The following is a 22,803-nucleotide window of genomic DNA, read 5'->3' on the forward strand; positions in this document are numbered from 1 at the left end:
GCATCCATGATTCGTGTGAATCATATTTGATTCAGTTTATTAATTGATGATTCATGCTAGCGTGAGGGCCAGCCCACACCCCATCGCTTTTGATGCGACCTGCCGCAGCACGTACACGACGCGACCTGCCCCATGCGCTGGCGGCCACCCTGGTCAGCCATCCACGCTGCACCCTCAGCGAACTCGCGCGCGGGGCGGGCATCAGCCGCGCGACCCTGTACCGGTTTGCGCCTACCCGGGAGGCGATCGACGAGGCCCTGTTCGCGGCCGGTTTCGAGCGCGTGGAAGCGGCGGCGGCCTGGTTCGACCAGGGCGGTGATGCACGCCACGTGCTGGAGCAGGTCACCGCCACGCTGCTGGCGGACTGGGAGCTGGTGACGCTGCTGTTCGCACGGATGATGGAAGAACAGCAGCGCTTGGGCGACCTGCACCTGCTGCCGGAGCGCTGGGCGCCGATCGGTGAACGTTTCGAGGCGTTTTTCCTGCGCGGCCAGCGAGTGGGTGAGTTCAACGTCGAGTTCACCGCAGTGTGGTTGGCCGACTTCTACTGGACCTGCTTCTACGGCATCACCTGGTCGCTTGCGCGCGGCCGTCTGGCCCCGGCAATGGCCGCATCCACACTGCTGGCCTCGTTCCGGCATGGGGCAACGAAGGGCTGATTCCCGATGGCGCGCAGCGCGCGCCACCTTGTCGAAGGGCGCACTGCACGCCGAATTCGCATGGCAACTTGCCGGAAAGGGCGTTGCAGCTGCCGGAATCGTGCACGGGCCGCCGGGGCGGTGTTGCTACAACTGTAGCCAGGCGATTGACGACAGACTTTGCAAATATGAATGTAATGGTGATCACACATTTGTGCGAAATGTGTTAACTTGGTCACAGATGTATGTACCCAACCATCCGGGTGCAGGGACGAAGGCAGGTGCCACGGAGTCGGCAGAACACGTAGTTGCGTGCGTCGCCGGTGCCGGGATTTCGTCCCAGGTCACCCATTGAACTTCGGCCCGTCTGAGGGCTGAGCGGGGGAAATCAACATGTGGCAGTCGACGACGTCGCGCATTCGCGCGGGCGGTGGATGCGTTCATCCCGGAAAAAACCTGCGGTACCTGCACCCCGGCCGCTGGATGGCGGCCGGCCTGTTGCTGTTGCTGGCAATGCTGGCACCTTCGCTGGCCTGGGCTGCGGCCTATGCCACCGGCGGTAGCAGCCCGTATCGCAACACCGTGCTGTGGTTGACCTGGGGCGGCGGTGCCAATGGCGTGAACAACGTCGCGCTCAACGACGGCGCGACGTCGTCCATCGATATGCCTGTGGCGGCGGGAGTGAACCTGCGCGTGGACTGCCGCCTGAACACCGCCGAGACCGGTGTGCTGCGCAGCTATCGGCCTGGCAACTTCGGCGGTGACAGTCTTGACGATCTGTACAACATCGGCGGCACTGGCACCAGCAACCAGCTGATTGCCGGCATCGCACGTGCGGGTGGCACCTCCAGTTTCAGCATCACCTGCACGTCGACCCTGGGGGGCGCGCCCTACCGCTTGCGCGGCGTGGTGATGGCCGATGCCGAATCGATCAACAACAGCGGCGAGTTCGTCGAAGCCAGCGCGCAGGGCACCTGGAACGTGGTGGAGGTTCGCAAGAACCTGGCCAATGCCACGCCCTATCTGGTGAACAAGTCGACCAGCGGCGCCAACCAGGTGATCCGCTTCGGTCCCGGCAACGACGACAACACGGCGGCCGTTACCTTCCTCAGTTTCGACAATGCCGCACACGCGCCGGGCAACCTGGCGGTGAACATGGGCTTCTCGATGCGCGGCGGCGGCACCACCGCCATCGCCATCGGCCTGCTGGTGCCGTATGCCGACTTCGGTGACGCACCGCAGAGCTACGGCGATGCCATGCACGTGGTGGACGATCTGCAGTTCCGTTCCGATGGCATTCCGCAGGGCGCCAGCAACTTCAACATCAATACCGCCGGTTATACGCCGGGTGGCCTGGCACCACCGTTGACTGATTTCCTCGGCAGCCTGGGCCCGGATACCGAACAGAAGAGCAGCTACAGCGCGGACGCACTGGGCGATGACAACTTCCCGCAGGTGGGGAGCCGTGAAGAAGATGCCTGGCCAACCAGCTACCGGTTGACGGTGATGCAGGCCGGTACGCTGATCACCCAGTCAGTAGCCTGCGTGGGCAATGGCAGCGTTGCCGGCTGGATCGACTTCAACCGTAATGGCACCTTCGATCTCAACGAACGCAGCACGACCGCCGCCTGCAGCGGAGGCCAGGCGAACCTGAGCTGGACGGTACCCAGCGCGGTCAGCGCCGGCACGAGCTACGTGCGGCTGCGCTACTCCACCATCGCCGCGCAGATCCAGAACCCGACCGGCGTGGCCGATGACGGCGAGGTGGAAGACCACCGCATCACCATCACGGCTCCCTCGCTGAAGGTGGTCAAGGGCAACAACGCCACCGGTGGCATTTGGAACTACGGACAGGCCGGCACCGAGTACACGCTGACGGTGAGCAATACCAGCGATGTCCCCACCGGCAATCCACCGAATGTGCCGGCGGGCGCGATCATCGTGCGCGACCAGCTGCCGGCCGGGATCGTGCCGAACTGGACGGGTGCCCATGTGAGCGGCAGCTGGAGCTGTACGGCCAGTGGCCAGGACGTCACCTGCACCAGCAGCCAGGTGCTGGCCGCGGCCGGCAGTCCCGGCTCCAGCTCGGCGTTCACGTTGCCGGTGACGGTCACCGCGGCTGCGACCGGCGTGCTGACCAACCATGCCAGCGTGGGCGGCGGCTACGATCCCTTCAACAACGGCAATCCGCCGATACCCGGCAGCAGCTGCACCGACGTTGATCACTGCACGCGCAGCGACGTGACCGTGCCGGTGACGCGGGTGGGCTACGCCAAGCGTTCGAACACCACCGGCCCGGTCGCGGTAGGCGCGACCGTGAGCTACACGGTGGATGTCACCGTGGCCGACGGCAACACCCGAGCTGTGCTGACCCTGACCGACACCCTGGGCACCGGCTTGGATTTCGCCAGCGTCAGCAGCCCCGGTGCATTTACCTGCAACGCGGCCAACCCGCTGGTGTGCACGCTGCCGGCAGGCACGGTGCCGGGCACCTACAGCCTGAGCTACACGGCCACGGTCAATGCGCAGGCCAGTGGCCAGGTGGTCAACACCGTGGTCGGCACGGGTACTGACACGCCCACCTGCAGCAGCAACTGCACCACCACCACGCCGGTGGCAGCGCCACGCATCTCGGTATCCAAGGCCAGCGGCACCGCCGGTCCGGTCGCCATCGGCGACAGTGTTGCCTACACCGTGACGGTGCTGGTGGCCGACGCGCGCACCACGGCGGTGACCACGCTGACCGACACGCTGGGTACCGGCCTGGACTTCGGCAGCGTCACCAGCGCAGGCAGCTTCAGTTGCACGCCAGGCAATCCGCTGGTCTGCACGCTGCCGGCCGGCACCGTGCCGGGCAGCTATGCGTTCTCCTACACCGGCGTGGTCAACGCGCAGGCCAGCGGCCAGGTGCGCAACGCCGTTGTACCCAGCGGTACCGACAAGCCTTCCTGCGTGGGTGCGTGTGATACCACCACGCCGATGGCTGCCGCGCAGGTCGTATATGCCAAGCAGGCCTCCACCGGCGGCCCGGTACGGGTGGGTGACCGCATCGACTACACCCTGACTGCAACGGTGACGCGTGCGCGCACCAGTGCCGTGGTCACCTTGACCGATACGCTGGGCAATGGCCTCGATTTCGCTGGCGTGAGCAGCGCAGGCATCTTCACCTGCAACGCCGCCAATCCGCTGGTGTGCACGCTGCCCGCCGGCACCGTGCCGGGTACCTACAGTGTTACCTATGGCGCAACCGTCAATGCGCAGGCGAGCGGCAGCGTGCGCAATGCCGTGCTTGGTAGCGGCACCGACAACCCGTCGTGCAGCGTGAACTGTGACACCACCACCCCGGTGGCGACACCGGGCGTGAGCTACGCCAAGTCGGTGAACAGCACCGGTCCGGTTTCAGTGGGCGATCGCCTGACCTACACCCTGACCACGGTAGTGACCAACTCGCGCACCACCGATGTGGTGACCCTGACCGATACGCTGGGCACCGGCCTCGACTTCGGCGCGGTGACCAGCGCGGGCGCCTACACCTGCAATGCTGCCAATCCGCTGGTGTGCACCTTGCCGGCGGGAACCGTGCCTGGCAGCTACAGCCTGACCTACACGGCGATGGTGAACGCACAGGCCACCGCCCAGGTCACCAATGCCGTGCTCGGCAGCGGTGGCGACAACCCATCGTGTACCGCCAACTGCGGTACCAGCACGCCGGTGACCGGCAGTGCGATCGACTATCGCAAGACCTCGGCCGCGGCGGGTCCGGTGAAGGTGGGTGACAGCATCGCCTACACACTGACCGCGGTGGTCAGCAACTCGCGCACCACGGCGGTGTTCACTCTGACCGACACGATGGGCCCCGGCCTGGACTTCGGTGCGGTGACCGCCAGCCGGGGCTTCACCTGCAATGCCGCCAATCCGTTGGTGTGCACGCTGCCGGCCGGTACGGTGCCGGGCACCTACACGGTGGACTACACCGCGCGGGTGAACGCGCAGGCCAAGGGCAGCGTCAGCAACGCAGTGCTCGGCAGTGGCACTGGCATCAACACGTGCACCAGCAACTGTGGCACGACCACCCCCGTGCTGTCGGCGGTGGTGACCTACCGCAAGCAGTCGAGCACCGTTGCTCCGGTTGCCGTGGGCGATGCGGTGGACTACAGCGTGGAAGTGACGGTCGCCAACTCGCAGACCCTCGATACGCTGACCCTGACCGATACCCTGGGCACGGGCCTGGACCTGCAGTCGGTCACCCAGCCCGGGCCGTTCTCGTGCAGTGCCAGCAATCCACTGGTCTGCACGCTGCCGGCCGGCACGGCGCCGGGCACGTATACGCTGGGCTACCGCGCGCTGGTCAATGCCCAGGCCAGTGGCAGCGTGCGCAATGCTGTGCTCGGCACCGGTGGTGACACGCCCACCTGCAGCGGCGACTGCAGCACCGAGCACGCTTTGGCCGAACCGCGGGTGGTGCTGGAGAAGCAGTCCGGACCTGCCAGTGGCACCGAAGTGCGACCGGGCGACCGCCTGCGCTACACGCTGGTGGTCACGGTCGAGCGCGCTGCGCTGCGTCGTCCGTTGCAGCTGGTGGATACGCCCGATGCCGGCTTGAGCATCGAGGGCCTGCCGGCCGGATGCGTCCAGCAGGGGCCGGACATCGTCTGCACGGTGCCGACGGGTACCTCGATCGGTCGCCACGAGTTCGTCTACGAGGCCGTGGTCAACCAGGAGGCCCGCACCGAGGTGCTGAACCGTCTGCGCGGCCAGTATCCGGACGGTTCGCCGCCGCCGGACTGCACGACCTGCGAGACGCGCCACAAGGTGGTGTCCGACTTTGCGCTGCGCATCACCAAGACCGCCAGCCCGCGCCGGGTGAAAGTGGGCGACCTGGTGCGCTACCAACTGGTGGTCGAGAACGTAGGCAGCAGCCACTGGCGCGATGGCGTGGTGGTCGACACGCCGCCGCCGGGCTTCAGCTACGTCGATGGCTCGATGCGTGTCGCCGACGACGATGGTGCCTTCTCGCTGGCCAGCAGCCAGGTGCCACTGCGCATCGGTGCGGTGGACATTGTGGTTGGCCGCAGCGCCACCATCACCTATCTGTTGCGGGTGGGGGCCGGCGTGCGCGCGGCCAACCACGTCAACCAGGCCGTGGCCACGGCTGACGATGGCAGTCCGCTCTCGAACATCGCCACCGCCGAGGTGGCCATGGATGCCGATCCGTTGCTGGAAGACAGCCTGGTATTCGGCACCGTGTTTGACGATCGCGACGGTGACGGTTGGCAGGACAGTGCCGAGCTGAGTGGCGTGCGCGTGCAGGGCGGGTTCGCTGCTGCGGCCTACGTGCCGGGCTCGACCACGCTGGACCGTGGTGACGGCCCGCAACCGCTGGCCGATGCCAGCGCGCCGCTGCTGCACGGTGTGCAGATCGGCGTGGTGCATGGCCGTTCGTCGACGTCCGACACCGCCGAGGCCCACCAGGTGGTGCTGCGCCAGCGCCTGCGCGAACTGTCCTTCAGCGATGACTTCGTGCTGGAAAGCGCACAGGGCCACCGCCTGCGGATGGACGCGCAGGGCGCCACGCGCGTGGAACGCAGCGGTGACGCCGGCAAAGGCCTGACCGCGGCCGAGCCGAGCGTGCGCCGCGAGATCGCCCGTGTCGCCGAGGGCTACGAAGTGGCTTACGTGATCGGCAACGAAGGTATCCAGGAGCAGGGCATCCCCGGTGTGCGACTGGCCACGGTGGAAGGCCTACTGGTCGAGACCGATCCGTTCGGGCGCTACCACCTGGCTGACGTGCACGGTGGTGACGCGCGCCTGGGCCGCAACTTCATCATCAAGCTGGACCCGGCGACGGTGCCGGCCGGTGCTGAACTGACCACCGAGAATCCGCTGCTGCGGCGGGTGACGCAGGGCGTGCCGACCCGCTTCAGCTTCGGCGTGCGCCTGCCGCCGTCGCCGCAGGCCGCCGCCGAGCGCATGGAGATCGCGCTGGCCGAGGTGCTGTTCGCACCGGGCAGCAGCGAGCTGCAGGCCAGCTATCGCCCGGTGCTGAAGAAGATGGCCGAAGTGGTGGACCGCTACCAGGGCGGCGACGTGGTGATTGCTGCCAACGGCGAAAGCCAGGCGCTGGCCTTCGCCCGCGCTGCGGTGGTGCGCGACGCGCTGCAGGCCGAGGTTGCGGAAAGTGCGCGTGCGGGCCTGACCGTGCAGCTGCGCACCGATGTGCGCGATCCCCACTCGGTGCTGGCCGGTGTGGATGCCGGTGGCGCGCTGCTGGGCAACGTGCTGTTCGACACCGACAAGGCCAGCGTACGCGACGAGTTCAAGCCGCTGCTGGCCGCGATCGCCGCGCGTCTGGAGAAGCTGGGTGGTGGCGAGGTCAGCCTGGTCGGCCACACCGATGTGCGCGGCAGCCATGCCTACAACCAGGCGCTGGGCCTGCGCCGTGCCAACGCCGTGTTCGAGGCGCTGCGCAGTCAGCTCAGCCCCGTCGTGCAGCAGCGCCTGCGCGTTCGCAACGAGGAGAGCGCCGCCACCCGTGCGGCCGCCCGCCAACAGGAGGCACGCCGATGAGCGCGCATCACGCTGTCGCCCGCCGTGCGGTCCGCCTGCCGCGCGCTGCGCTGTATCAGGCCCTGCTGCTCGGCCTGGCCGGCATTGCCCAGGCCGACCCGCCCGCCGCCGAGCCTGCGCCGATCGGTTGTGACGGCACCCAGTGCAATGCCGAGGGCGAACTGTTGTTCAGCCTGCGCTCGCGCAGCTATGACGATCCGGTGACCGAGGGCACCTCGACGCGTTCCAGTTCACTGGCCCTGCAGCCGGACCGCCGGGTCAGCCTGGCGATCGATGAGCCGGGCAAGGCCACCGTGCGCGGCGAGTTCATGATCCGCCTGCCGGAAGGCGGCGCGATCTGGGCCACCGAAGACCCGGCGATGGGCCAGCCGGAACTGTCGGTCTCCGCACCGGGCATGGTCGCCTTCGACGAAGGCCGCATCGTGCGCCCGGTCGAGTTCTACGTGCGCGGCAACTACACCGCGTTCATCCAGCGCCTGGAAGTCAGCGTCTACCGCGGCAGCGACACGGATCGCGTGGCAGCACTGGCGACGTTCGAACTGCCGGTGGCCGCGGTTGCCCAGGGCGTGTGGGATGGCGCACTGCCGGCCTCGACGCCGCTGCGCCGGGGCGACCGCCTGGTCTACGTGCTGCGCGCCTTCGATGCCGAAGGCAATGTCGATGAAACCACCGCGCAATCGATGCAGCTGGTGACGCCGGCGGAATTCGAGCGCGGCAACCAGCAGTTGCGCGACGCGCTGGAGGACCGCCGCGGCACCTCGGTGGACGCCAACCAGGCCGCGTCGTTGTCACTGCTGCAGCAGGTGTTCGATGGCAATGGCCTGCGCCAGCAGAACATCCCGGTGTATGGATCACGGGTGCGCCTGCGTGGCCGCGACCTGCCGCTGGGGGCGTCGCTGAAGATCAATGGCGACAGCTATCCGCTGGACCAGGATCGCAAGTTCGCCGCCGAGTACCTGATGCCGATCGGCCATCATGCGTTCGACGTGCGCGTGGAGCGACCGGATGCGCCGCCGATCGCGCGCACGCTGGAGGTCGATGTCAACGGCCAGTACCTGTTCGGTGTCGGCCTGGCCGACATCACCGTGTACCAGAACAAGGCCAGTGGGGCAGGGCAGGACCTCGCCCGCAGCGAGCGCAATGATGACGTGCTCAGCGATGGCCGCCTGGCCTTCTACCTGAAGGCAAAGACCCGTGGCCGCTACCTGCTGACGGCACAGGCCGATACCCAGAACCGCCCGCTGGACCAGCTGTTCACGGGGTTCACCAACGCCGATCCGCGTGACCTGTTCCGCAGCCTCGACCCTGACCTGTATTACCCGACCTATGGCGATGATTCGCTGACCCAGCGTGATGTCGACAGCATGGGCCGGTTCTACCTGCGCATGGACTGGGATAAGAACCAGGCACTGTGGGGCAACTACAACACCGGCCTGACCGGGACCGAGTACGCGCAGTACGTGCGCTCGCTGTACGGTGCTGCGCTATCGTGGCGTTCGCGTGGTGCCAACGCCTGGGGTGATGCGCGCAGCGAGCTGCGCCTGTTCGGTTCGCAGGCCGAAACGGCGCCGGGCCACAGTGAGTTCATCGGTACCGGCGGCAGTCTGTACTACCTGCGCCATGCCAGCATCCTCAGTGGTTCGGACCAGGTGGTGCTGGAAATCCGTGACCGCACCACCGGCCGCGTCGAGCAGCGCGTGCCGATGGTGCGCGGTGCCGACTACGAGATCGACGCCCTGCAGGGGCGCATCCTGCTGACCCGGCCGCTGGCCCAGGTCAGCCGTGAGAACCTGCGCCGGATCAGCCGCGATGTGCCGCTGGACGGCTATGAGCAGCGCCTGATCGTGGACTACGAATGGGTGCCGACCGGCTTCGACAGCGATGACATCACCGCAGGCGTGCGCGGCAAGCACTGGTTCGGCGATCACGTTGCCGTGGGCGCCACCTACGTGGACGAGCAGCGCTCCAGGCAGGACTATTCGCTGAAGGGCGCGGACCTGACCCTGCAGGCCGGCCGTGGCACCTACCTGAAGGTTGAGCACAGCCGCAGCGAAGCGACCAGTGCGCCAGTGTTCTTCTCGGACAACGGCGGCCTCAGCTTCAGCCGCCTCAACCCGGAGGGGCCGCGCGAAGGCGAGGCGACCGCCGTGGAAGCGCGCATCAACCTGCGTGAGCTGGGCTGGACGCAGCGCGACTGGAGCGCCGGTGCCTGGTGGCGCCAGGTGGACGGCGGCTACTCGGTGGGCCGCTTCGACACCGGCCAGCGCGTGCGCGAGCAGGGCGCCGAGCTGCTGGGCTACGTGGCTGACGACTTCAGCCTGTATGCGCGCTACAGCGAGGCCCGCCGTGGCAATGCGTCGTTGATCCAGGCGCAGGCCACCGCCGAATGGCGGATCGGCGAGAACGACCGCCTGTCGGCTGAACTGCGTCGCGTGCAGGAAGACCGCGGTGCCGGCGGCAACGTGGCCGGCGTGCTGGCTGCGGCGCGCTACACGCACCGCATCGGGACATCGCTGGACGTGTACGGTGGTGGCCAGCTGACCGTCGACGACGACCATGGCCGCTATGCCGACAACGACGCGGTGGTGGCCGGTGGCACCTGGACCTTCGCCAACCTGTCCACCCTCGGTGCGGAAGTCTCGGACGGCGACCGTGGCACCGCCGCGCAGGTCAACGCCGAGTACCGGTTGACCCCGCAGCACAGCTTCTACGGTGCCTTCACCCAGTCCACCGACCGCAGCGAGTACGACCCGCTGTTCAGCCCGAACGCACAGGATGGCTGGACGCTGGGCCAGCGCTGGCGTCTGTCTGATCAGGTCAATGTGTTCAATGAAAGCCAGTTCCTGAAATCCGGGCAGGAGTCTGGTCTGGCACACACCTTCGGCATGGACTTCTATCCGGCAGTGGGGTGGAACGCGGGCTTCACGCTGAGCAACGGCAAGCTTGATGCCAGCAGTGGCCAGGTGGATCGCAAGGCGGTCAGCCTGTCCGGCGGCCGTACCGCGCCGGGCACCGAGTGGCAGAGCAAGCTGGAATGGCGGCGCGATACCGGTGCCGAGCGGCGCACGCAGTGGGTCAGCACCAATCGCCTCAGCCACCGCCTCAACGACAGCTGGCGCATCGCGGCGCGTTTCAACTATGCCGACACCGACGATGCGATCAATCCGGTGGCGGGCGCGCGCTTCATCGAAGGCAACCTGGGCTTCGCCTACCGGCCGTGGGACAACGACCGCTGGGCGTTGTTCGGTCGCTACAGCTACCTGTACGACCTGTCGACGATGGGCCAGGTGAACGGCGTGGACTACGATCAGCGCACGCAGATCCTGTCGCTGGAAGGCGTTTACCGCATCGACCAGCGCTGGGAGGTGGCGGCCAAGGCGGCGCGGCGCGAAGGCGAGGTGCGCTATGGACGTGGGACCGGCCCCTGGTTCGACTCGGCCACCAACTTCGCTGCGGGACAGCTGCGCTATGACCTGTACTACCAGTGGCACGGCCTGCTGGAGTACCGCGTTCTGGACGTCCGCGACGGCGGCAGCAGGCAGGGTTGGCTGGCCGGTGTCGATCGCGATATCGGCCGCAACTTCCGCGTGGGTGTGGGCTACAACTTCACCGACTTCAGCGATGACCTGACCAGGTTCGATTACACCCATCGCGGGTGGTACCTGAACCTGGTGGGGCGCTATTGAGGAGCGCAGCCGGGTATGGGCCCGGATCTACAGGAACGGACACGCCGGGCCATGCCCGGCGAAGGATCATTCCTGCCTGAGCAGCTGCACCAGCTGGCGCAGGCGATAGGGCTTGGGCAGGAACTCCACCTGCTCGGGCAGCGGCGGCAGCTGCGAAAGGGCATAGCCGGACGACAGAATCATCCGTGCCTGCGGCTGTTCGCGAGCCACATGCTCGCTCAGCTCGATGCCGGACATGCCGTTGGGCATGCTGACGTCGCTGAACACCACGTCGAAACGTGCTTCGCCCTTGAGCAGTTCCGCCGCCTCGTGGCCATCGGCGGTCGTGGCCACATCGATGCCGAGGTCGCGCAGGGCCAGGCCGATCATTTCACGCAGATCGGTCTGGTCTTCCACCATCAGTAAGCGGATCGGGTCATCGGTCATCGGCAGGGTCCTCCATTGCGGGTAGCAGCAGGCTGACCGTGGTGCCGACACCGGGCGTGGTGGACACGTCGACGAAGCCGCCGCTCTGGGTAGTGAATCCGAACACCTGGCTCAGGCCCAGGCCGCTGCCTTTGCCGATGTCCTTGGTGGTGAAGAAGGGCTCGGTGGCCCGTTCGGCGATGTCGGCCGCCATCCCGTGGCCTTCATCGCAGACGCTGAGGGTGACATAGCCACGTTGCAGCGTGGAGTCCGCGTCCGGGTCGAGGCGATGCTCCAGCGCGGTGCCGACCAGGATGCGGCCGCCATCGGCGGTGGCCTCCACGGCATTGGCCACCAGGTTCGCCAGGGCGGTCTGGAGCTGCATCGCATCGGTGCTCACCTGCGGCAGGCCCGGGGTGAGATGGGCTTCCAATACCACCGTGGGCGGGCAGGCGCGTTGCAGGTCCGGTAGCCACTGCCGTACCAGTGCATTGATGTCCACCGATTCCCGGATCAGGGTCTGGCCGGTGCTGAAGGCCAGCAGCTGGCGGGTCAGCAGCGCGCCGCGGTCGGTGGCTGCCTGCGCGGCATCCAGCAGCTCGGCTGCGCGTGCATCGTCACTGCTGACACGCAGCGACAGCAGGTCCAGGGCGTTGCCGATGGTGGTCAGCAGGTTGTTGAACTCATGCGACAGGCCACGGCTGAGACGGCCAACGGTCTCGAACTGCTGGGTGTTGCGCAGCGCACGCTGGGCATCGCGCAGCAGCCGCTGCGCTTGCCACTGCTCGGTGATGTCACGGGTGATCTTGACGAAGCCGAGCAGGTCGCCGGCTTCCACCACCGGCTCGATGACCACGCTGGCGCGGAACGACGAGCCATCGCGGCGAACCCGCCAGCCCTCACTGGCGACATGCCCCTGCTGTGCTGCGACGCGAAGCAGGCGCTGGGGTTCGCCGGCCTCGCGGTCGGCGGCCAGGTAGAAGCGGCTGAAGTGCGTTCCCACCACTTCATCGGCTGAATAGCCCTTGATACGTTCGGCGCCCGGGTTCCAGCTGCACACGATGCCTTCAGGATCAAGCAGGTACAGCGCATGGTCGCGCACGCTGTCGATCAGCAGTCGCAGTTGTCGGGAAGGGTCCGTCAGCACGGACGTCGTAGAAGCGGCTGCGTCCACGTGGAAATGAGCATTACCCCAGGGAGGGACGTGAAGCTAGGCACTCAAGTGTGAAGGATGCGTGCACACCTGACACGTGCCATTTGTCCTGTGCGGCTGAATGCGACACGGAGTACCATCACCCACCCTTTGTCTTCTGGAACCGACCTGCATGCGTCCTGGTGCGACTACGCGTGACCGCTGGATCTGGATGGCCTCCGCTGTGCTGTTGGCCGCGACCATCGCGTTGGAACTCGTGGTCCCGCTTGGCTATGCCGTGTGGCTGGCCTATTTCCTGGCCGTGGGCGTCACGGTGTTCCAGCGCAGTGCACGCGCCCCATTCATCGTGGCTGCGGTCGCCTGTATCCTGCTGGTCATAGGATTCAACATCGCGCCCGCCAGTTCCAATTCGGCGTTCTCGTTCGTCAACCGCAGCATTGGCGGCTGTGCGTTCCTGATGATCGCTCTGATCGTTTCCCGCGCGATCCAGGCACGCCGGGATGCAATGCGGGCGTTGTGGCTGCAGGAGGCCGAAAACGCGGTGGCGATGAGCCTGCGCGGCGACCTCGGTCCCGAGCAGATCGCCGAGGCGGCAGCCACCAGCCTGGGCGCGCAACTGGAGGCCGACGTCGGTGCCGTATACCGGCTGGACGGAGGGAGGTTGCAGCTGACCGGTGGCCTGGCGCTGCCGTCCGGCATGCCGGCGTCGCTGGCATTGCAGGAGGGCGTGGCCGGGCAGGTGGCGCGGGACGGGCGGATCCGTCACCTGGAGGGCAGCAACGACGCTGTACTTGAACTGCAGACCGGCCTGGGACGCCTGTCGGTGCGCGAGCGCATCCTGGCGCCGATCAGCAGTGACGGCACCGTGGTAGGCATCGTCGAGCTGGGACGCGCCCGGGCGGGTGCGCAGCGCGACCTGGATCGCGAGCTGCTGGAGCGCTGCGCCGAGACCATCGGCATGGCGCTGCGTGCATCGCTGCTGCGCGCACAACTGGTGGTGCTGCTGGAGGAATCGCAGCGCCAGGGCGAGGAGCTGCAGGCCCAGCAGGAAGAGCTGCGCGTGGCCAATGAGGAACTGGAAGAGCAGAGCCGCAGCCTGCTGCAGTCGCAGAGCCATCTGGAAGAACAGCAGGCCGAGCTGGAGCAGAGCAACGTCCAGCTGGAAGAGCGGACCCACGAGCTGGAGGCGCAGAAGCAGGCACTGCTGGTCGCGCAGAGCCAGCTGGTGCGCAACAGCAACGAACTGGCCGCGACATCGCGCTACAAGTCCGAGTTCCTGGCAAACATGTCGCACGAACTGCGCACGCCGCTGAACAGCTCGCTGATCCTGGCCAAGCTGCTGGCCGACAACAAGGACGGCACGCTCACCGAAGAACAGGTGAAGTATGCGCGTGCGATCCTGTCGTCCAACAACGATCTGCTGGCGCTGATCAACGACATCCTGGACCTGTCGCGCATCGAGGCCGGCCACGTCGAGCTGGCCGATGAAGTGGTGGTGACCGACAGCGTGCTGCAGCGCCTGCGCGAGACTTTCGAGCCGATGGCGCGGCAGAAGGGCCTGGCCCTGCAGATCGAGGCCGATGCGCTGGCGCCGAGCCAGCTGGTGGTCGACAGCCAGCGCCTGCAGCAGATCCTGAAGAACCTGCTGGCCAATGCGGTGAAGTTCACCGAGCATGGAAAGGTCAGCCTGCACGTGCGCGCGGCCGGCCAGGGGCGCATCCGTTTCGAGGTCTGCGACAGCGGTATCGGCATTGCCCGCGAGCAGCTGCAGGTCATCTTCGAAGCCTTCCGCCAGGCCGATGGCAGCACCCGTCGCCGCTACGGTGGCACCGGCCTGGGGCTGTCGATCTCGCGCGATCTGGCCGAGCGCATGGGCGGCAGCATCCAGGTCGACAGCGAACCGGGCCGTGGCAGCTGCTTCATTCTGGAACTGCCGTTGCAGGGCGCGCCCGCGTCGAACGCCGCGGACATCGCCGCAGCTCCCGTGGCTTCGCCGGTCGCGGCCGCTGTGCCGGCGATGCAGGTGCCAGCAAGGGCTCCGGTGGCGCCGACGACGACGGTGCCCAGCGTGGCCGACGACCGCGGTCGTCGCCAGCACCCGGGCCGCCTGATCCTGGCCGTCGAGGACGACGCCACGTTCGCCGAAGCGCTGGTGGCACTGGCCCATGAACTGGATTTCGACTGCGTGGTGGCCGGGACGGCCGAAGAGGCGCTGGCCCTGGCCGGCGAACTGCGACCGAACGGCATCCTGCTCGATATCGGCCTGCCGGACGTGTCCGGCCTGAGCGTGCTGGAGCGCCTGAAGCGCAACCCCGATACCCGCCATATCCCGGTGCACGTGGTCTCGGCAACGGACCGCAGCCAGGTGGCGCGCGAGCTTGGCGCGATCGGGTTTGCGATCAAGCCGACCACGCGCGAGCGCCTGGTAAGCGCCATCGAGCAGCTGGAACAGACCAGCCAGCGCGACGTGCGGCGCCTGCTGATCGTCGAGGACGACAGCGAGCTGCGCCACAACCTGGAACTGCTGCTGGGCCGTGATCAGCTGCAGATCGTCGCCGTGGGAACGCTTGCTGGCGCGCTGGAGCAGCTCAGCACGGTCACCTTTGATTGCATGGTGATGGACCTGTCACTGCCTGACGGCAGCGGCTACGACCTGCTCGAACACATGGCCGGCAACGATGACGTCGGCTTCCCGCCGGTGATCGTCTATACCGGTCGCGCGCTCGGTCGCGAGGAAGAACAGCGCCTGCGCCGCTATTCCAAGAGCATCATCATCAAGGGCGCGCGTTCGCCCGAGCGCCTGCTGGATGAAGTCACCCTGTTCCTGCACAGCGTGGAAGCCAGCCTGCCCAGCGACCAGCAGCGCCTGCTGCGCGAGGCGCGCCGTCGCGACACCGTGCTCGATGGACGCACCGTACTGCTGGCCGAGGACGACGTGCGCAACATCTTTGCGCTGTCCAGCGTGCTCGAGCCGCTGGGCGTGACGCTGGAGATCGCGCGCAATGGGCAGGAGGCAGTGGACCGCCTGGCCGAGCGCGAAGTCGACCTGGTGCTGATGGACATCATGATGCCGGAGAAGGATGGCCTGGCCGCGATGCGCGAGATCCGCGCGCAGCGTCACCTGCAGGACCTGCCGATCATCGCGCTGACTGCCAAGGCCATGCCGGACGACCGTGAGCGTTGCCTGCAGGCGGGCGCCAACGATTACATCGCCAAGCCCATCGACGTCGACAAGCTGGTCTCGCTGTGCCGGGTCTGGTGCTCGCGGCAATGAACGAACAGGCGCTGTTCGACCTGGAACTGAAGGTCCTGCTGGAGGCGCTGTACCAGCGCTACCACTACGATTTCCGCAGCTATGCGGTGTCGTCGCTGCGCCGACGCATGCGCCAGGCGATGCAGCGCTATGAGTGCGAGCGGCTGGTCGACCTGCAGTACCGGCTGCTGCACGAGCCGGACCTGTTCGCGCAGGCCATGCAGTTCTTCACCGTGCAGGTCTCGGAGATGTTCCGTGACCCTGCGTATTTCCGTGAGCTGCGCGAGCAGGTGGTGCCAGTGCTGCGTACCTATCCCTCGGTGAAGCTGTGGGTGGCCGGCTGCAGCACGGGCGAGGAAGTGTGGTCGCTGGCGATCCTGCTGCATGAGGAAGGCCTGCTCGAGCGCAGCATCGTCTATGCCACCGACATCAATCCGGCCGCGCTGGCCACCGCCGAGGCGGGCGCCTATGGCATCGACAGGATGGCCCAGTTCAGCCGCAACTACCTGGCCGCCGGTGGCACCGCGTCGCTGTCGGACTACTACGCTACCGCCTACGATGGTGCGGTGTTCGACCGCCAACTGCGCCGCAACGTGGTGTTCGCCGACCACAGCCTGGCCACCGATACCGTGTTCTCCGAAGTGCACCTGGTGTCGTGCCGCAACGTGCTGATCTATTTCAACCGCGACCTGCAGGACCGTGCCGTCGGCCTGTTCCGCGAAGCGCTGGTGCACCGGGGCTTCCTTGGCCTGGGCAGCAAGGAGTCGCTGCAGTTCGGGTGCCACCACGATGCCTTCGAGGTCTGTTCGCGAGAGCACCGCCTGTACCGGAAGGTGGCCTGATGGCGCTGCCGGTGCGTCCGGCCGTGCTGGTGATCGGCGCGTCCGCCGGTGGCGTGGCGGCCCTGCAGGCGGTGCTCGGTGCACTGCCGGCGAAGCTGCCGGTACCGGTACTGGCCGTGCTGCACCTGCCGCGAGACCGCACCAGCCGCATCGCCGAGGTGCTGGCGCCTTACTGCGCGTTGCCGGTGCGCGAAGCCGAAGACAAGCAGCCGTTGCAGCCGGGCACGGTGACGTTCGCGCCGCCGGATTACCACCTGCTGGTGGAGGACGAGGGGGCGTTGGCGTTGTCGGTGGATGCACCGGTGCTGTTTTCCCGTCCGGCCATCGATCCGCTGTTCGACTCCGCCGCTGCGGTGTTCGGCGCGCAGGTATTGGCCCTGCTGCTGACCGGTGCCAGCAGTGATGGCAGCGAGGGCGTTGCCGCCGTGCGCCGTGCCGGTGGCCATGCCTGGCTGCAATGTCCCGAGGAGGCCGAGGCGTCGATGATGCCCGCTTCCGCCCTGCAGTACGCCGGCGCCGATGCCGTGCTGCCCCTTGAACTGATGTGTCGCCGCCTGAAGGAGTTGTTTGCATGAACCTGTTGCCACCGGAACCTGCGCAGTCGCAGACCCCGGTCAACCTGCTGATCGTCGATGACGTGCCGCAGAACCTGGTAGCCATGCAGGCCCTGCTGCAGCGCGAAGGGGTCAACCTGCTGCTGGCCGGCTCGGGCGCGCAGGCGTTGGAGCTGCTGCTCGAGCACGAGGTGGCATTGGCCCTGCTTGACGTGCACATGCCGGAGATCGATGGCTTCACCCTGGCCGAACTGATGCGCGGTTCGCATCGCAGCCGCGACGTGCCGATCATCTTCCTGACCGCCTCTCCGGATGATCCCCTGCGCGTGTTCAAGGGCTACGAAAGCGGTGCGGTCGATTTCCTGCACAAGCCGGTGGCGCCGCAGGTGATCCTGAGCAAGGTCAACGTCTTCATCGAACTGTACCAGCAGCGGCAGCTGCTGAAGGCGCGCAACGAGGCTCTGGAGCGCGCGCTGAAGCTCAACGAGACGATGGCTGCCGTTCTGACCCACGACCTGCGCACGCCGTTGTCGGCGATCCTGCTGTGCACCGACAAGCTGGCGCTGGAGCTTCCGGAAGACAACGCAGGCGCGCAGCAGACCCTGCAGTACCTGGAAGCCAGCACCCTGCGGATGGCGCGGATGGTCGAGCAGCTGCTGGATTTCTCGCGGATCCGCAGCGGTGGCCTGAGGCTGGAGGCAAGTGCCTGCGATCTGGCCGACGTAACGCGCGCGGTAGTCGCCGAGGCGGGCAGCGCGCATGGGATGGACCGGATCTGCCTGGACCTGCAGGGAGACACGCGGCTGCAGGGCGATCTGGATCGCCTTGGCCAGGTCGCCGCCAACCTGGTCGGCAATGCGCTGACCCATGGCAGCGAGGCCAGGGTGGAGGTGGATGGGCGCGACCCGCGCAGCGTGCTGCTGCGGGTCAGCAACGCCGGCCGGATCGATGACGCGCTGTTGCCGCGACTGTTCGAACCGTTCAAGGCCAGCTTCCACCAGAGCAAGGGCCTGGGCCTGGGCCTGTACATCGTCGATCAGTTCGTCCGCGCGCACGGCGGGCGCATTGCGGCCCGCAACGAAGCGGGCCAGGTGGTGTTCGAGGCAATGCTGCCACGGCGCTGCGACGGCACGGTCTTGGCGGCAACCTGAACGCTTCGGCCAGCGTTCCGGCGGACTGAGACGACTGGTCCGCAACTGCCAGCGTGGGTGCATATTCTGTCAGGGAAGCGCCATGCCATTGCGCGCCATCGCCTACGTCAGCCGGGCGCTGCCGGACCTGTCCGCCGAGTGCCTGCATCGGCTGGTGGAGGACGCGGCACGATTCGACAAGCTGGCAGGGTGACCGGCGTGCTGCTGCGTGATGGCAAGGGTTGCCTGCAGTACATCGAGGGGCCACCGGATGGCATCGATCTACGAGCGCATCCTGCAGGCAGCAAGCCACATCGACATCACCGGACTGGGACGCGGCCGCCTGGGCCAGCGCCAGTTTCCCTATTGGCCGATGCTTTCGCTGCCGTTCGACGCGTCGATGCTGTGCCAGCTTTCCTGCAGTGACCGGTCCGGATTCTCACGGAGCCTGCAGCGCGATCGTTCGGCACCGACGCCAGTGGACCTGCTCGATCAGGTGGTGCAGCCGGCGCTGCACGCAGGCTGATGGTCTGCGCCGGATTCAGCGCGAAGCAGCACCGCAGTACGCCGCATGCAGCGCCTGCAGCACGCCCAGTGCGGGCCCTTGAAGAACCCGGTAGTGGATCGCCTGCGCTTCGCGCCGGGTCGCCACGATATCCAGTCCGCGCAGCACCGCCAGATGCTGTGACAACGCCGATGCGCTCAGGCCAGTCAGTGCCTGCAGTTCCGGTACCGGCGCTTCACCTTCCACCAGGCGGCACAGCACCCGCAGCCGGGCCGGGTGGGCCAGGCTTTTAAGCAGCGTGGCTGCCTGCGTCGCGTGTTCGGCCATCGCGGCGCTGTCGAGCTGGGTCCGGGCCATGGTTGACCATTTTGTTTAGGATGATCTAATTTAGGGTAATCTAAATAAATGGGCAATCCCATGTACGGCAGCGAAGAGGGCAGGGCATGAACCTGCCATGGAGTGCGGCGGCAGGTGGTGCGTTGATCGGCGCCGCTGCGGTGCTGTTGCTCGCCACCATCGGGCGCGTGGCGGGCATCAGCGGCATCACCGCAGGCAGCCTGCGCGCAGGCAAGGGCGAGCGTGCCTGGCGCTGGGCCTTCCTGGCCGGCCTGGCCGCATCGGCGGGGCTGGTGCTGTGGTGGCAATCAGTGCCCGAGGCATCGCCGCGTGCGCTGCTGCGTGATGCGCTGCCGGCATGGCAGTTGATGGGAGCCGGCCTGCTGGTCGGCTTCGGTACGCGGCTGGGCAATGGCTGCACCAGCGGTCACGGTGTCTGCGGCATGGCCCGCGGTTCGAAGCGATCGCTGGCGGCCGTGCTGGTGTTCATGGCCTGCGCGATGCTGACCACCTTCCTGGTCCGTCATGGCGGAGGCCCAACATGAGCCGCGCAGTCTGGGCCGCCGGCGCGGCGGGCGCGTTGTTTGGCATGGGGTTGGCACTTTCGGGAATGACCGACGCGCGTCGTGTTCTCGGCTTCCTCGACATCACCGGTGACTTCGATCCCACGCTGCTGTGGGTGCTGGGCTCGGCGCTGCTGGTCAGCGCGATCGGGCAGCGGTGGGTGTTGCGGCGACAGCAGCCGCTGTACGCAGACCGCTTCCGGCTGCCTGTTACCCGGCGTGTGGATGCTCGCCTGCTGCTGGGTGCCGCGCTGTTCGGGATCGGCTGGGGTTGGGCGGGCTATTGCCCAGGACCGGCCATCGCCGGGGTGGCCGTGGCGTCGCGCGAAGCCCTGTGGTTCGTGCCTTCGATGCTTGCAGGATTCTGGCTGCACGACCGCTTCGTCCGTTGAGGCTTTCACCCCTGTCTCACCCTGCCTGGGGTCCTATCTTCGGATCACGGGGAAAAGGAGTGCAACGACATGGCACGGATGAAGTGGATGGGAAGGGGAATGCTGGCGGTCGCGCTGGCCGCAGCCGTGGCACCGGCACTGGCCTGCACGCGCGCGGTGTACCTGGGTGACAACGGCGATGTGATCACCGCGCGCTCGATGGACTGGAAGGTCGATGTGGCGACCAACCTCTACATACTGCCGCGCGGCATTGCGCGCACAGGCCAGGCCGGCCCGAAGTCGCTGGCGTGGACCGCGCGCTACGGCTCGGTGGTGGCCACCGGCTACGATGTGTCGACCACCGATGGCATGAACGAAAAGGGCCTGGTGGCCAACCTGCTGTGGCTGGTCGAATCGGAGTATCCGCAGCAGCGTGGCAACAAGCCGGGCCTGGCGATTTCGCTGTGGGCGCAGTATGTGCTGGACAACTTCGCTACCGTGGAAGAGGCGGTCGCCGCGTTGAAGCGCGAGCCGTACTCGATCGTCACCGACAAGGTGCCCGGTGAAGATCGGCAGGCGACGCTGCACCTGTCGCTGTCCGATGCCAGCGGCGACAGTGCCATCGTCGAGTACATCGGCGGCCGCCAGGTGATCCACCATGACCGGCGCTACCAGGTGATGACCAATTCGCCGATCTTCGAGCAGCAGCTGGCGCTCAACAGCTACTGGCAGCAGATCGGCGGCACGGTGATGCTGCCGGGCACCAACCGCTCTGCTGATCGTTTCGCGCGCGCCTCGTTCTACATCAACGCCATTCCCAAGGCCGAGGATCCGGTGGAGGCCCTGGCCAGTGTGTTCAGCGTGATCCGCAACGCGTCGGTGCCGTATGGCATCACCACGCCGGGTGAGCCGAACATCTCATCCACGCGCTGGCGCACCGTGGCCGACCACAAGCGGCGGCTGTACTTCTTCGAATCGGCATTGACCCCGAACACCTTCTGGGTCGATCTGAACAAGGTCGATTTCGCCGGCAAGGTGCTCAAGCTCGACCTCGGCAAGGACCAGCGCAATACCTTCGCCGGTGATGCACTGGGCCAGTTCGTGCCCAGCGCACCGTTCGCCTTCCTCGGCGTCGACGGTTAGTTCGACGCCTGGCTGGAGGCCGGGTAGACCGCCTGGATCGTGCAGCTGCCGCGCGTGTACTGCGGCAGCGGGGCGATGCTTTCACCGCGCAGATCGTCTGTCTCGAATTCGGCAGTCATGATCCGATCGCCGGGATTGCCACAGATCAGGCCGTTCTGCAGGCCCGAGTGGAAGCTCAGCTGCGGCGCGCGGTCGAGCTGGCGGCAGTGGCTGCCGAGTTCGACCCGGTAGTAGCGATGGCCGCCATTGCGGCGCGGATTGGTCTCCACCAGCATGCCCTGCGGGTCGGATGACCAGGCACGCACGTTGCGCGTGGCAAAGCAGTAGGACGGTGAGCCGCCGAAGCTGCGACGCACCTCCTTGCGTTCGCGGATGGTCATGGCAGGCAGGGTAGCGGTGCGCAGGCGGTCGCTGTCGCGGGCGACGCTGGCGTAGTCGCGATTCTGCAGCGGGGTGACCGCGCTGATGGTGCATCGGCGGCCGTCGACCACGACGCGTTCGCTGGGGCGGCCGCAGGCCCAGCCGGCGGGGGCTTCCAGTTTCAGCGAGGTGGCACTGCGGACGCCGGGACAATCTTCGTTGAAGTCGATCCGAAAGGCCTGGCCGGAGGCGGCGCGCAGTGCAATCGAGCGCGGTGATGCCTGCTCCACTTCCTGTACGCCGACAGCGTCCATGCAGTGCGGAGCCGGTGGCGTACGCTCCTGTGCGGAGGCCGAAGCGGCGAGCGCCAGGCCGAGGTCGGTGGCGAGCGCCAGGGACACCTGCTGATGGGTCATGTCCTGCACTCCCTGCGTTGGATGACGGATCGACTATAGCAACGGTTTGCACGGCCGTTGTTACACGCGCACACTGCCCAGATGGGCGCCATCTTCCATCTGCGGCACTACGGCCAGGCCACCGGCCTGGATCGCCATGACTACGCGCAGTGGGTGCTGCCAGTGCAGGGTGAACTGCAGTTCGAAATGGAAGGCCGCGGAGGTCGGCTGGACGTGCTGCAGGGGGCATTCGTGGCCGCCGGTGAGGCGCATGACCAGATGGCTGATGGTCCCAATGGTTTCGTGATCGTTGACTGTCCTCCGGGCGTACTTGATGACGGCACGCAGGAGCATCTGTGCCGGCAGCGATGGCTGCATCTGCCGCTGGCATTGCGCCGACGCCTGGCTGAAGTGCAGGCAGGGCAGCCGATGCCGGCGCTGCTGCCGCAGTTGCTGCAGGTATTTGCGCCTGCTGGCAGTGGCGCGCGCATGCAGGGTCTGTGTGCGGCGGTCCAGGCCGACCCCGGGCAGGCGTGGCCGGTGGCGCGCATGGCGGCGTTCGTCGGGGTCAGCGAGAGCCGTTTGCATGCGCTGTTCCGGCAGGAGTTCGGGCTCAGCCCGCAGGCCTGGCTCAGCGCAAGCCGGTTGCGTTGGGCCAAGCACCAGCTGCGCACCAGCGTGGCGCCGATCAGCGATATCGCGCTGGCCGCGGGCTATTCCGAGCAGAGCGCACTGACCCGCGCGCTGCGCCGCGAGTGCGACCAGACTCCCGCAGCGTGGCGCCGGGGCGCCGGACTGTAGGGTCGAGCCACGCTCGGCTTTGCGCACGCGCGGCCGGTCAGGGCAATAGCCTCGGTCAAGAGCGCCCGCTGGCCAGCGCTTACACTGCGCGGCCTGTTCTC

General features: G+C 67.1%; 16 protein-coding genes. 12 read left to right on the forward strand and 4 right to left on the reverse strand.

The window, feature by feature from the left end; genetic code table 11:
- Positions 1–92 precede the first annotated feature (92 nt).
- From AC5P60_RS13080 to AC5P60_RS13090, 3 genes are all read left to right on the forward strand, one after another.
- The gene (locus tag AC5P60_RS13080) at positions 93–659 is read left to right on the forward strand and encodes a TetR/AcrR family transcriptional regulator (protein ID WP_322534980.1); all 567 of its coding nucleotides are present in this window, start codon (positions 93–95) and stop codon (positions 657–659) included.
- A 462-nt stretch (positions 660–1,121) separates the two neighbouring features.
- Positions 1,122–7,205 carry a CshA/CshB family fibrillar adhesin-related protein gene (locus AC5P60_RS13085; protein ID WP_483692759.1) on the forward strand — a complete coding sequence of 2,028 codons (6,084 nt, stop codon included), beginning with the start codon at positions 1,122–1,124 and terminating at the stop codon, positions 7,203–7,205.
- On the forward strand, positions 7,202–10,891 hold the full coding sequence (locus AC5P60_RS13090) for a TonB-dependent receptor (protein ID WP_495201754.1): 3,690 nt from the start codon (positions 7,202–7,204) through the stop codon (positions 10,889–10,891). The genes AC5P60_RS13085 and AC5P60_RS13090 overlap by 4 nt, the downstream gene beginning before the upstream one ends.
- Before the next feature lie 66 nt (positions 10,892–10,957).
- On the opposite strand, the gene AC5P60_RS13095 is transcribed toward AC5P60_RS13090, so the two are convergent.
- Together AC5P60_RS13095 and AC5P60_RS13100 are read right to left on the reverse strand one after the other, a co-directional pair.
- Positions 10,958–11,317 carry a response regulator gene (locus AC5P60_RS13095; RefSeq protein ID WP_322534977.1) on the reverse strand — a complete coding sequence of 120 codons (360 nt, stop codon included), beginning with the start codon at positions 11,315–11,317 and terminating at the stop codon, positions 10,958–10,960.
- Positions 11,307–12,470, reverse strand: coding sequence for a two-component system sensor histidine kinase NtrB (locus tag AC5P60_RS13100; RefSeq protein WP_483692757.1), 1,164 nt, complete (start codon positions 12,468–12,470; stop codon positions 11,307–11,309). Before AC5P60_RS13100 ends, AC5P60_RS13095 begins: the two co-directional genes overlap by 11 nt.
- A gap of 151 nt (positions 12,471–12,621) precedes the next feature.
- Between AC5P60_RS13100 and AC5P60_RS13105 the strand changes: the two genes are divergently transcribed.
- From AC5P60_RS13105 to AC5P60_RS13125, 5 genes are all read left to right on the forward strand, one after another.
- On the forward strand, positions 12,622–15,723 hold the full coding sequence (locus AC5P60_RS13105; protein WP_483692756.1) for a hybrid sensor histidine kinase/response regulator: 3,102 nt from the start codon (positions 12,622–12,624) through the stop codon (positions 15,721–15,723).
- Positions 15,720–16,544, forward strand: a complete 825-nt coding sequence (locus AC5P60_RS13110; RefSeq protein WP_005409408.1) for a CheR family methyltransferase — start codon at positions 15,720–15,722, stop codon at positions 16,542–16,544. The genes AC5P60_RS13105 and AC5P60_RS13110 overlap by 4 nt, the downstream gene beginning before the upstream one ends.
- A complete protein-coding gene (locus tag AC5P60_RS13115) occupies positions 16,544–17,119 on the forward strand; it encodes a chemotaxis protein CheB (RefSeq protein ID WP_483692755.1) in 576 nt (191 codons plus the stop codon). The genes AC5P60_RS13110 and AC5P60_RS13115 overlap by 1 nt, the downstream gene beginning before the upstream one ends.
- The gene (locus AC5P60_RS13120; protein WP_483692754.1) at positions 17,116–18,249 is read left to right on the forward strand and encodes a hybrid sensor histidine kinase/response regulator; all 1,134 of its coding nucleotides are present in this window, start codon (positions 17,116–17,118) and stop codon (positions 18,247–18,249) included. Before AC5P60_RS13115 ends, AC5P60_RS13120 begins: the two co-directional genes overlap by 4 nt.
- 250 nt (positions 18,250–18,499) lie before the next feature.
- Positions 18,500–18,754: a BLUF domain-containing protein gene (locus AC5P60_RS13125; RefSeq protein WP_258391736.1), complete on the forward strand. Its 255-nt coding sequence runs from the start codon at positions 18,500–18,502 to the stop codon at positions 18,752–18,754.
- Between the two features lie 15 nt (positions 18,755–18,769).
- Here AC5P60_RS13125 and AC5P60_RS13130 read toward each other — a convergent pair whose 3' ends face one another.
- Positions 18,770–19,090: an ArsR/SmtB family transcription factor gene (locus AC5P60_RS13130; protein WP_033833280.1), complete on the reverse strand. Its 321-nt coding sequence runs from the start codon at positions 19,088–19,090 to the stop codon at positions 18,770–18,772.
- Positions 19,091–19,176: 86 nt separating this feature from the next.
- On the opposite strand from AC5P60_RS13130, the gene AC5P60_RS13135 reads away from it, so the two are divergent.
- The 3 genes from AC5P60_RS13135 to AC5P60_RS13145 all read left to right on the forward strand — a co-directional run bounded on the left by AC5P60_RS13135 (position 19,177) and on the right by AC5P60_RS13145 (position 21,146).
- Positions 19,177–19,614: a YeeE/YedE family protein gene (locus tag AC5P60_RS13135; protein ID WP_049452951.1), complete on the forward strand. Its 438-nt coding sequence runs from the start codon at positions 19,177–19,179 to the stop codon at positions 19,612–19,614.
- The gene (locus AC5P60_RS13140) at positions 19,611–20,024 is read left to right on the forward strand and encodes a DUF6691 family protein (protein WP_005409414.1); all 414 of its coding nucleotides are present in this window, start codon (positions 19,611–19,613) and stop codon (positions 20,022–20,024) included. The genes AC5P60_RS13135 and AC5P60_RS13140 overlap by 4 nt, the downstream gene beginning before the upstream one ends.
- 69 nt (positions 20,025–20,093) lie before the next feature.
- The gene (locus AC5P60_RS13145) at positions 20,094–21,146 is read left to right on the forward strand and encodes a linear amide C-N hydrolase (RefSeq protein WP_012480021.1); all 1,053 of its coding nucleotides are present in this window, start codon (positions 20,094–20,096) and stop codon (positions 21,144–21,146) included.
- Here AC5P60_RS13145 and AC5P60_RS13150 read toward each other — a convergent pair.
- The gene (locus tag AC5P60_RS13150) at positions 21,143–21,922 is read right to left on the reverse strand and encodes a DUF6491 family protein (protein ID WP_495201755.1); all 780 of its coding nucleotides are present in this window, start codon (positions 21,920–21,922) and stop codon (positions 21,143–21,145) included. The genes AC5P60_RS13145 and AC5P60_RS13150 overlap by 4 nt on opposite strands.
- An 81-nt stretch (positions 21,923–22,003) precedes the next feature.
- Between AC5P60_RS13150 and AC5P60_RS13155 the strand changes: the two genes are divergently transcribed.
- Complete coding sequence (locus tag AC5P60_RS13155) at positions 22,004–22,702, forward strand: helix-turn-helix transcriptional regulator (RefSeq protein WP_049403202.1); 699 nt, start codon at positions 22,004–22,006, stop codon at positions 22,700–22,702.
- Positions 22,703–22,803: the final 101 nt, after the last annotated feature.

The sequence above is a fragment of the Stenotrophomonas sp. YJH_SMC_120 genome (genome assembly GCF_059368675.1).

Bases quoted from the DNA above. Each gene is read 5' to 3' on its own strand.
- AC5P60_RS13155 (WP_049403202.1), top strand. From the start codon at position 22,004: ATGGGCGCCATCTTCCATCTGCGGCACTACGGCCAGGCCACCGGCCTG.
- AC5P60_RS13105 (WP_483692756.1), top strand. From the start codon at position 12,622: ATGCGTCCTGGTGCGACTACGCGTGACCGCTGGATCTGGATGGCCTCC.
- AC5P60_RS13110 (WP_005409408.1), top strand. From the start codon at position 15,720: ATGAACGAACAGGCGCTGTTCGACCTGGAACTGAAGGTCCTGCTGGAG.
- AC5P60_RS13150 (WP_495201755.1), bottom strand. From the start codon at position 21,922: ATGACCCATCAGCAGGTGTCCCTGGCGCTCGCCACCGACCTCGGCCTG.
- AC5P60_RS13120 (WP_483692754.1), top strand. From the start codon at position 17,116: ATGAACCTGTTGCCACCGGAACCTGCGCAGTCGCAGACCCCGGTCAAC.
- AC5P60_RS13085 (WP_483692759.1), top strand. From the start codon at position 1,122: ATGGCGGCCGGCCTGTTGCTGTTGCTGGCAATGCTGGCACCTTCGCTG.
- AC5P60_RS13125 (WP_258391736.1), top strand. From the start codon at position 18,500: ATGGCATCGATCTACGAGCGCATCCTGCAGGCAGCAAGCCACATCGAC.
- AC5P60_RS13135 (WP_049452951.1), top strand. From the start codon at position 19,177: ATGAACCTGCCATGGAGTGCGGCGGCAGGTGGTGCGTTGATCGGCGCC.
- AC5P60_RS13115 (WP_483692755.1), top strand. From the start codon at position 16,544: ATGGCGCTGCCGGTGCGTCCGGCCGTGCTGGTGATCGGCGCGTCCGCC.
- AC5P60_RS13095 (WP_322534977.1), bottom strand. From the start codon at position 11,317: ATGACCGATGACCCGATCCGCTTACTGATGGTGGAAGACCAGACCGAT.
- AC5P60_RS13130 (WP_033833280.1), bottom strand. From the start codon at position 19,090: ATGGCCCGGACCCAGCTCGACAGCGCCGCGATGGCCGAACACGCGACG.
- AC5P60_RS13080 (WP_322534980.1), top strand. From the start codon at position 93: ATGCGACCTGCCGCAGCACGTACACGACGCGACCTGCCCCATGCGCTG.
- AC5P60_RS13090 (WP_495201754.1), top strand. From the start codon at position 7,202: ATGAGCGCGCATCACGCTGTCGCCCGCCGTGCGGTCCGCCTGCCGCGC.
- AC5P60_RS13140 (WP_005409414.1), top strand. From the start codon at position 19,611: ATGAGCCGCGCAGTCTGGGCCGCCGGCGCGGCGGGCGCGTTGTTTGGC.
- AC5P60_RS13145 (WP_012480021.1), top strand. From the start codon at position 20,094: ATGGCACGGATGAAGTGGATGGGAAGGGGAATGCTGGCGGTCGCGCTG.